This is a genomic window from Roseateles sp. (assembly GCF_036404855.1).
Lineage (GTDB): Bacteria > Pseudomonadota > Gammaproteobacteria > Burkholderiales > Burkholderiaceae_C > Pelomonas.
This window is the reverse complement of sequence record NZ_DASWYS010000201.1, coordinates 1-8649: the sequence shown is the minus strand read 5'-3', so window position 1 is coordinate 8649 and position 8649 is coordinate 1. Positions and strand designations below refer to the sequence as shown.

Genomic DNA, 8649 nt, shown 5'->3' with positions numbered 1-8649 from the left:
CCCGCGACACCGTCATGGGCGACACCCCGGCCAGCTTGGCCACGTCGGCAATGGTGGCGACCTTGGTGCTGCGACCAGCACGTGCGGTTGGCTTCAAAGGGGTCCCTCGGATGGTGGTGGGGTTGTTTGCGCAATCATATTTGGAGACGCATCAGCCGCCCCGCCCCGGGGCGAAATTGAAGCGCAGCGCCTTGTAGGCGTCGAGCGGCTGCTCAGGAGGGCGCACCCCCGCCGGCAGCGGCAGGCCCGACACGGACTGGAAGTAGGCGATGCAGGCATCGCGCCACCAGCGCGCCTCCTGCTCCTGCACGGCCAGGTGGGCCGCCACGTCGGCGTGGCGCCGGGCATCGATGTGCCCCCGCAGGCCGGCCCACTGCACCCGCAGCGCGCCAACGCTCTCCACCCCGCGGTCGTAGCGGGCGACCAGCTCGGCCCACAGGCTGCGGCCCGAGGCCATCCGGTAGTCCCAGGGCAGGTGGTGGAACCACAGCAGCCAGGCCTCGGGCGTGGTCTCGGGCCGCGACAGGCGCGCAGCCCACGCGGGCGCGTACTGGGCCACCGCATTGCTGCCGCGGGGCGAGCGGTCGAAGCCGATGCCATCGCGGCCGGCGCGGTGGAAATAGACCGGGTTCCAGTCGGCCCGCTCCAGGTTGTCCACCCAGGGCGCGGGGCCATGATGGTGGCCGGTGCCCATCAGGTGATGCAGCCCCAGCGGCGTCATGTAGTCGACCACGGCCTCGCGCGAGGCCGTCATCATGGCCACGATGCTGTCCACCGCACGCGGCGCGGAGGTGAAGGTCTGCTGCACCCATTCGCGTGCCACATCGGCCGAGGCCAGGCCCGGATCCCAGGCCATGCGGCCGAAGGCGTACCAGTTGGCCTGGTCGAAGTCCGAGCCGCTCCAGTTGCGGTCCGTGCCGACGTTGGCCACGCCGGCAATCGCCTGGACATGCTGGGCCACCGTCGCGCCGTCGGGCCTGGCGCGCAACACCTCCTCGAACAGCGGCCCCAGGTAGACCAGGTGGGTCGAGAAGCCCAGGTACTCCTTGGTGATCTGCAGCTCCAGCGCCAGCGGCGTCCTGGGCATCGCGCCGAACAGCGGATGGAAGGGTTCGCGCGGCTGGAAATCGATGGCACCGTTCTTGACCTGCACGATGACGTTGGCCGCGAACCGGCCGTCCAGCGGCTGGAACTCGGCATGGCCCTGGGCCGCGCGGTCGCTCGCGTCGGGCGCATAGACGAAGGCCCGCCACATGACACGGCCGCCATGCGGCGCCAGGGCCTCGGCCAGCATGTTGGCGCCATCGGCATGGTTGCGGCCGTAGTCCTGCGGGCCAGGCTGGCCTTCGGAATTGGCTTTGACGAGGAAGCCGCCGAAGTCGGGGATGGTCCGGTAGATCTCGTCGGCCTTGGCCTTCCACCAGGCCCGCACGGCCGGGTCCAGCGGGTCGGCCGTCGTCAGCCCTCCCAGCTCCACCGGCGCGGAGAAACGGGCCGACAACCAGACCTTGATGCCGTAGGGCCGGAACACGTGGGCCAGCGCCGCCGCCTTGGCGAGGAAGGGCGCGGTCAGCGAATCGGCCTTGGCATTCACGTTGTTCAGCACCGTGCCATTCAGCCCCAGCGACGCGTTGGCACGCGCGTAGTCCTTGTAGCGCGCGTCCAGGATGCCGGGCAGCTTCCACCAGTCCCAGATCGACGCGCCGGCATAGCCGCGCTCCACCGTGCGATCCAGGTTGTCCCAGTGGTTGAGCAGGCGCAGCCCGACCTGGGGAACGGCGCGCTGGTCCAGCCGGGACAGGTCGATGCCGGTCTGCGCCGCGCGCAGCCAGGCGAAGCTGCCGTAGAGCAGGCCCACGTCGGTGTTGGCCGCGATCAGCGTCACGGCCCGCCCGCCCAGCCTGAGGCTGCGCAGCACATGGCCTTCGCGCCCCAGCTGCCCCCAGGGCAGTTCGACGCCGGCTGGCGCGTTCGCCGGCGTGACGAGCATCAGCGCGCCGTCCACCGGCTGAGCCGACGACGCCGGTTCGCGCCCCGTCAGCCCGGCCACGCCCCGCTTCAACTCGGCGACGGCGGCCTGCAGCGTGGGCGACGCCGGTTCGGCATGGACGATGCGGCGGGCGCGCGCCAGCAACTGGGCCTGGGGGGCCGGCGGCAGCGCACGGTAGCGCAGCCACAGGTCGTAGCCGTCCTCCACGGGCGCGCTCCCGGCGGGCTGCAGCAGCGCCACCAGCAACAAGCCGGCCAGGGCTTGGATCCATATCTTCATTCGGTCTCCTGTTATCGGGCCCAAGCCAGGGCGTCAGAACCCTTGGATCGCGGAAATGTTAGAGATTTCTCGCTTGCACAAAGCAAAATGGTAGCGCTACATTTGAGCCCATAGCAAGCCTCGCCACACATCAAGAGAGGCGCCGACGAGCGCCACGCCTGGAGACCTCACGTTGAACCCCGACCTCGCCGCACCGGCTCCCGCGACCTTCGCCCGCGCCTTCGCGCCCGCAGCGGCTGCAACCGGGGTGGCGTGATGACCGGCGCCCTCGCCACGACGCTGGGCCGGCGGCGCTGGGTCATCTGCGCACTGCTCTTCGTCGCGACGACCATCAACTACATCGACCGCAACGCGCTGTCGGTGCTCAAGACCAGCCTCCAGCAACCGCTGGAAGCCGGCGGCCTGGCGTTGACGGACGCCGACTACGGCTGGATCACGTTCGCCTTCACGGCGGCCTACGCCGCCTTTCCGCCGCTGATCGGCATTGCCATCGACCGCTTCGGCGTCAAGCGCAGCCTGGCCGCCGCGCTGCTGCTGTGGTCGGCGGCGGCCGCCGCGCATGGCCTGGTGGGCACCGTCATCGGGCTGGTCGTCGTGCGCTTCTTGCTCGGCATGGCCGAGGCCGCCCACTTCCCGGCGGCCATGAAGGCCGTGGCGATGTGGTTCCCGCAGCAGGAGCGGGCGCTGGCTACGGGCATCTTCAATTCGGGCACCGCGCTGGGCATCATCGCGTCGCCCCTGACCGTGTGGCTGGCCGTCACGTTCGGCTGGCAGTTCGCCTTCGTCGCGATCGGGGGCGCGGGCCTGGTGTGGCTCGTGTTCTGGGAGCGCGGCTTCCAGGCGCCCGAACGGCATGCGAAGGTGTCGGCCGAGGAGCTCGCCCACATCCGTGCCGGGCAGCCGGCGCAGGAAGCTGCCGTCAAGCTGCCCTGGACCGCCCTGCTGCGCTTCAAGGCCATCTGGCCCTTCCTCGTCGGCAAACTGCTGACCGATCCGGTCTGGTGGTTTTTCCTGTTCTGGCTGCCGTCGTACCTCGAGCGCGAGCGCGGCCAGAACCCGCTGAAGAGCGCGGGCCTCGTCGCGCTGATCTATCTCGGCTCCAGCGTCGGCTCCATCGCAGGGGGCTGGCTGTCCAGCGCCCTCGTCAAGCGCGGCTGGCCCGTGGGCCGCGCGCGCATGACGGCCATGGGCCTGGCGGCGGCCTGCATGCCGGGCGCCATCCTGGCCTACTACAGCGACAGTTTCGCGCTGTGCGTGGGGCTGATCACGCTGGCGACGGCCTGCCACCAGGCCTGGTCGGCCAACTTGCTGACCTCGGCCACCGACCTCTTCCCGACCCGCGTCTCCGGCGCCGTCATCGGCCTTGGCGCCACGGCGGGCGGCATCGGCGGCATGTTCATCGCGCTGCTGGCGGCACTGGCCGTGCAGTGGACCGGCACGCAGCAATGGGTGTTCGTCTTCGCCGGCCTGATGCACCTGAGCAGCCTGGGCTTGTTCTGGCTGTGGTTCCGCGGACGCTTCGAGCGCGTGGCGCTGGACGCCGGCGTGGACATGGGCCAGGCCCATCGCGGCCTGCTGGCGGCGGGCGGGCTGGTGGCCGGCGTCGGCGCGCTGCTGGCCTGGCTGATCGCCGCGAACTGGCAGGCCTGTGTCGCCGCGGCCAAGTTCTCGGGCGCGGCGCAGGCGCTGACCGCGGCTGTCGGCCTGGTGCTGATCGGCCTCGCCCTCCTCCACGCCGGCCGGCCTCACGCCAGCGGCCGGTTGCAGACGGCCTGACCATGCAGCTGATCGCCGACCAGCACCTGCTCAAGGACCTCAACCGCATGGCCATCGTGCGGCAACTGAGCGCCTGGCCGGGGCAGTCGCGCGCGGCGCTGGCCGAGGCGCTGCAGCTCACCAAGTCCACCGTCAGCGCGCTGGTGAAGGAACTGCTCGCCGAGGGCTGGCTGCTGGAGCGCGAGGTCGTCGCCACCGGCGAGCTGGGCCGCCGACCCACGCCGCTGTTCGTCGACCCCGGCCGCCTCGTGCTGCTGGGCGCCGAGGTGGGCGTGGACGGCGTGCAGGTCGTCGCCACGTCGCTCACGGGTGACGTGCTGGCCCGTGCCCGCTCGCCGCTGGACGCCGCCCGCGACCCGCACCTGGCCCTCGTGCGCGCGGCCAAGCTGCTGCTGCAGCTCCACGCGCGGCTGGACACGCCGGCCCAGCGCGTCATCGGCATCGGCCTGGGCCTGCCCGGCGGTGTGGACGAGCAGCGCGGCCATCTGCATTTCGCCCACAACCTCGGCTGGCGCGACCTGCCTGCCGGCACACTGCTGGTCGAGCACCTGCGCGCGACGGGCCTGCAGGGCGTGCCCCTGTTCGTGCAGAACGATGCCGACGTGGCCGCACTGGGCGAGCTGGAGTTCGGCGGCGGCGAGGGTGCGAGCGACCCGCTGATCTATCTCAGCCTGGGCCTGGGGGTGGGCGCCGGCATCGTCGTCGATGACCGGCTGCTGACCGGCGCGCACGGGCTGGCCGGCGAGGTGGGTCACATGACGCTGGAGATCGACGGGCCGCGCTGCAGCTGCGGCCGCCGCGGCTGCGCCGAGGCCATGATCGGCTTTCGCGCCATGCTGCCCGCGGGCGACGAGGCCGGCGGCGCGGCCGCGATCCAGCGTCGTCTGCAGACCCGACAGCCCGGCAGCACCGAGGCCGTGGCCAGCGCCGGCAACTACCTCGGCCTGCTGCTGGGCAACCTCGGTGCCGCCTACGACCCCGGCCGCATCGTGCTGGGCGGCGCCGCCGTCGAGCTGGGCGCCCCGTTCCTCGAAGCCGCCTTCCGCACCCTGGAAAGCCTCGCCGCCGCGGCGGGCGCGGTGCCGCCGACGGTCACCGTCTCGCGCTTCGGCGCCGACGCCGTGGCCGTGGGCGCTGCCGCCCTGGCCCGCTACCGACTCACCCGCCCCCTGATCGCCGCCGGCCGCCTGGCCGTGGCTGCCTGATTCCTGCCGTCACCTCATGATCACCAATCCCATCCTGCCGGGCTTCCACGCCGACCCGTCCATCTGCCGCGTCGGCGATGACTACTACATCGCCACCTCCACCTTCGAATGGTGGCCCGGCGTGCGCATCCACCATTCGCGCGACCTGAAGCACTGGCGTCACCACAGCTATGCCGTCACGCGCCAGAGTCAGCTGGACCTGATCGGTCATCCCGACTCGGCCGGTGTCTGGGCCCCCTGCCTGAGCTACGCGGGCGGCCAGTTCTGGCTGATCTACACCGACGTGCGCTCCACCATCGGCGCCTTCAAGGACACCCACAACTACCTGGTCACCGCCCCCAGCATCGACGGCCCCTGGAGCGAGCCGGTCTACCTGAACAGCTCGGGCTTCGACCCCAGCCTCTTCCATGACGAGGACGGCCGCCACTGGCTGCTCAACCAGCAGTGGATACACCAGCCCGGCAAGCACCACTTCAACGGCATCCTGCTGCAGGAGTACGACCCGGCCGCCCGGCGCCTGGTCGGCCCGGCGAAGAACATCTATGCCGGCACCGAGCTGCAGGTCGTCGAAGGCCCGCACCTCTACCGCCGCCAGGGCTGGTACTACCTGCTGACGGCCGAAGGCGGCACCTTCTACGAACATGCCGTCACGCTGGCCCGCTCGCGCACCCTCGACGGCCCGTACGAGACCCTGCCCGGCAACCCGTTGCTGACGGCCTGGAAGCAGCCCACCGACGGCCTGCAGCGCAGCGGCCATGCCAGCCTCGTCGAGACCCAGAACGGCGACTGGTACATGGCCCATCTCTGCGGCCGCCCGTTGGAGTGGAGCGGCCCGAATGCGGACCGGCAAAACGGTGTCTACGAGAACCTGCACTGCCCCCTGGGGCGCGAGACCGGCATCCAGCGCATCCATTGGCGCGACGACGGCTGGCCCGAGGTCGAAGGCGGCGGCAATGCACCGCGCCTGCAGACGGCCGACCCCCACCTGCCCGAGCACCCCTTCCCGGCCGAGGCCGACCGTGACGACTTCGACGGCAAGACGCTGAACCACCACCTCAATTCGCTGCGTGTGCCCTTCAGCGAAAGCTGGATCTCGCTGACCGAGCGCCCCGGCTTCCTGCGCCTGAAGGGCCGCGAGTCGTTGATGAGCCTGTTCGAGCAGAGCCTGGTCGCACGCCGGCAGCAGCACTTCAACTGCCGCGTCGAGACGCGGCTGGACTTCGAGCCCGAACTGTTCCAGCAGATGGCGGGTCTCGTCGCCTACTACAACACCAGCAACCACGCCTACCTGCACGTCAGCCGCGACGTGGATTCGGGCCGGCGCGTGCTGCGCCTGACCGTCAACCGCGATGCGGCGCTGAGCGAGCCCGCCACCGCCGTCGAGCTGGCCGACGGCGCCGTGGACCTGGCCGTCGAATTCAGCCACGACCGCTACCAGTTCCACTACGCGCAAGCCGGCCAGCCCTGGACGGCGATCGGCCCCGCGCTGGACACCGCCATGCTCAGCGACGAGTTCGCGACGCGGTTCGTCAACGGATTCGCGCGCAGCTTCGGCTTCACCGGCAACTTCATCGGCCTGGCCTGCCAGGACCTTTCGGGCCAGGGGCTTGCCGCGGACTTCGACCATTTCAGCTACGAATCCAAGGATTGAGCGGCGACAGACCGCGACCTAGAAAAACCAGACGAGACAAACCCATGGCCTTCACCCACCAACGCCTCTCCTTCATGGAGAAGGCCGGTTACAGCTGCGGCGACGCCGCAGCCAACCTGGTCTTCATGTCCATGATCCTGTTCCAGCTGAACTTCTACACGGACGTGTTCGGCCTGAGCGCCAACACGGCCGCGGCCATCCTGCTGTGGCCGCGGCTGTGGGATGCCGTGTTCGACCCCGTCATGGGTGTGCTGGCCGACCGCACCAACACACGCTGGGGCAAGTTCCGACCCTGGGTGCTGTGGACCTCGGTCCCCTGGGCCGTCGTCATGGTGCTGGCCTACACGGCGCCGGACCCGGCCTGGGGCTGGAGCACCGGCATGGTGGTGGCCTACGCCGGCATCACCAACACGCTGCTGATGACGCTGTACAGCATGAACAACATGCCCTACTCGGCCATGAGTGGCGTCATGACCGGCGACCTCAACGAACGCACCAAGCTCAACTCGTACCGCTTCGTGTCCGTCAACGTCGCGCAGTTCGCGGTTGGCGGCCTGACGCTGCCGCTGGTGGCCAAGTTCGCGCAGGGCGCTGACCGCGCCCACGGCTGGCAGGTCACGATGACCATCTGGGCCGTGGCCTGCCTGGTGCTCTTTCTCGTCACCTTCTTCACGACGAAGGAACGCATCAAGCCCATCTCCGAGACCAAGAGTTCGCCCCGGCAGGACTTCGCCGACCTGCTGAAGAACGGTCCCTGGATCTCGCTGGTGGCCTACACCGTCTTCCAGTTCGGCATGCTGGCCCTGCGCGGCGGCGCCCACTACAACTACTACCACCACTACGCCGACAAGGCCGCCATGTTCGACTTCGTTGCTGCGCTGGGCCTGACGACGCCCGACACGGCCGGCACCGGCAGCCTGGCTGATGCGCTGGGCTACATCGTGCACGGCACGCGCGACCAGCTCGCCAGCTCCAACGTCGCCGACGTCTTCAACAGCATCATCAACATGGCCGGCACGGCGACGACCATCGTCGTCATCATGGCGTCCATGGGCCTGTCGGCGCGCTACGGCCGCCGCGCCATCGGCGTCGTCTGCTTCGGCCTGTGCACGCTGACGGCCTGCGCAATGTACCTGCTGCCGCCCGACGCCGTCTGGGCCATGCTGGGCCTGCACATGCTGAGCGCCGTCGTCTACGCGCCCACCGTCGCCGTCATGTGGTCCATGTATGCCGACGCTGCCGACTACTCCGAATGGCAGACCGGCCGTCGCTTCACCGGCATGGTGTTTGCCACCATCGGCTTCTCGCTGAAGGCCGGCTTGGCCCTGGGCTCGGCCAGCTTCCTGTGGTTGCTGGCCGGCTTCTTCGGCTACGACACCCAACTGCCTTCGGCCCCCAACGCGATTGCCGGCTACCGCTTCGCGTCCAGCTTCGTCGTCGGCGGCCTGTTCGCCGCCTGCACGCTGTGCCTGATGGCCAACAAGCTGGACAAGAACACCACGCTGCGCATGGCCGATGAACTTGCCCAGCGCCGCCGCCAGGCCGGCGCCAGCCCCGACGACGACGGCGGCTCGGCCCGCGCCGTGCCGGCCACCGCCTGACCCTTCCCTCTCACACCCACCCTTGATCCCGCAGTAAGGACCCCTGTCATGAGCACCGTCTATTCCGATCTCCCCGTCGTCGCCTACGAAGGCCCTGCCTCCACCAACCCGCTGGCCTACCGCTGGTACGACGCCAAGCGCGTCGTC

The 8649-nt window shown here is 70.0% G+C and carries 6 protein-coding genes; 4 read left to right on the top strand and 2 right to left on the bottom strand.

The annotated features are described in order from the left end of the window. Positions 1 to 97, bottom strand: a 97-nt coding sequence (locus VGF12_RS13500; protein ID WP_331176552.1) for a LacI family DNA-binding transcriptional regulator, incomplete at its 3' end; no start/stop codon positions are given. A gap of 54 nt (positions 98 to 151) precedes the next feature. Next, positions 152 to 2269, bottom strand: coding sequence for an alpha-glucuronidase family glycosyl hydrolase (locus tag VGF12_RS13495; RefSeq protein ID WP_331176551.1), 2118 nt, complete (start codon positions 2267 to 2269; stop codon positions 152 to 154). 255 nt (positions 2270 to 2524) lie between these two features. Between VGF12_RS13495 and VGF12_RS13490 the strand changes: the two genes are divergently transcribed. From VGF12_RS13490 to VGF12_RS13475, 4 genes are read left to right on the top strand one after another with little or no spacing between them, the layout of a single operon-like run. Beyond that, positions 2525 to 4045, top strand: a complete 1521-nt coding sequence (locus tag VGF12_RS13490) for an MFS transporter (protein ID WP_331176550.1) — start codon at positions 2525 to 2527, stop codon at positions 4043 to 4045. A 2-nt stretch (positions 4046 to 4047) separates the two neighbouring features. Next, positions 4048 to 5250, top strand: a complete 1203-nt coding sequence (locus tag VGF12_RS13485) for an ROK family protein (protein WP_331176549.1) — start codon at positions 4048 to 4050, stop codon at positions 5248 to 5250. 16 nt (positions 5251 to 5266) lie between these two features. Next, a complete protein-coding gene (locus VGF12_RS13480) occupies positions 5267 to 6901 on the top strand; it encodes a glycoside hydrolase family 43 protein (protein WP_331176548.1) in 1635 nt (544 codons plus the stop codon). A gap of 44 nt (positions 6902 to 6945) precedes the next feature. Beyond that, positions 6946 to 8502: an MFS transporter gene (locus VGF12_RS13475; protein ID WP_331176547.1), complete on the top strand. Its 1557-nt coding sequence runs from the start codon at positions 6946 to 6948 to the stop codon at positions 8500 to 8502. Positions 8503 to 8649 lie beyond the last annotated feature (147 nt).